At 36.2% G+C, this 1080-nt stretch carries 1 protein-coding gene; it reads left to right on the top strand.

Annotated elements, in window-relative coordinates:
* Positions 1-564 (top strand): DUF6990 domain-containing protein (locus ACFINX_RS10155; protein WP_375668804.1); only part of this gene is annotated, 564 nt, incomplete at its 5' end.
* Positions 565-1080 lie beyond the last annotated feature (516 nt).

The raw sequence follows: 1080 nt of genomic DNA, 5'->3' as shown, positions 1-1080 counted from the left end.
TGTAAATTCATTGATCCTACCCACACGGAAGATATTCCAGATATACAGCTTAATTTTGAAGCCAAGGGATTAGAAATTTTTGAACCAGAAGTCACTACGGATCGTTTAACACAGGCGCTTGATGATGCGCTAGAATGGTCAGTCAAAGAGATTGACCTTTCTAAAAGACTTCGCTCTGATTATGGCACTGCTCCTTGGGAAAAAGGCGCCACGTCTAAAGCAGATAATACGGATTATGCTTTACTTCATCTTGGCGCTCTTGCTTTGTTGGGTGATGTTGAGACCTTACAATCTTATCAGCAAAGCTTTACGGCAGGGGACCACTTGGGCTTTGACGAGAGCATCAACAAAACCCACCTTGAACGTGCATTAGCTTTAGCCAAAGAAGTAGCAAAAACCAAGCAACTGAGTTACGCTTTGATTAAACAGGTAGCAGAAAAGCTTGATGATCAGGTTATCAGTAAAGAGCAACCCCGCTCGTGGAAAGAGAAAATAGTCAATTTTATCGGAAAAAAAAGACAAGAAATAGCACCTAAAAATATCGAAAATATTTCAGAAATTTAGAAAATAAGGCGCGGTCTAAAGCCTTGATCACTAGTTGAGAAACTCAACAGTGGTATGGCTCTGATCATGGTTTTGGTGCAAGATTTTAAGGAAACAACCTATAAAAAAAGATTTATAAAATTATTCCATAGATAATCAAAATCCCTTTTAATGGGCTTTTGTCTATTTGATCGGTTATGTCAGTTTATTTAACAGACGAATCTTATGATTTTAGAGAATGATTAAAACATGTCTTATGAAAAGCATATGCTCCTTTAAAGCCTTTCAAAAGTTGGTTTGTAACTCATAAGAAATGTTATCAAAACTATTATGGTTATGAGTTTTGAGGATTTTGAAGGTTCCTTTTCCCCTCTTATATTTATTTTTTCAATAACAAATAAAATAATACATATAAGCCCCCCTCCAAAGCCCCCCAAAACTAATGATGGGGAGTGCTTTGAAGGTTCACTGTTATATTGTTTAATGTTTTATAAGATTTCCAAATTGCCTCAGTGTGATGTCTTATGACTTTTCACT

It is taken from the genome of Bartonella sp. AP36NXGY (assembly GCF_042195865.1).
Lineage (GTDB): Bacteria > Pseudomonadota > Alphaproteobacteria > Rhizobiales > Rhizobiaceae > Bartonella.
The sequence above is the reverse complement of the archived record's forward strand: the minus strand, read 5'-3'. Positions and strand labels throughout refer to the sequence as shown.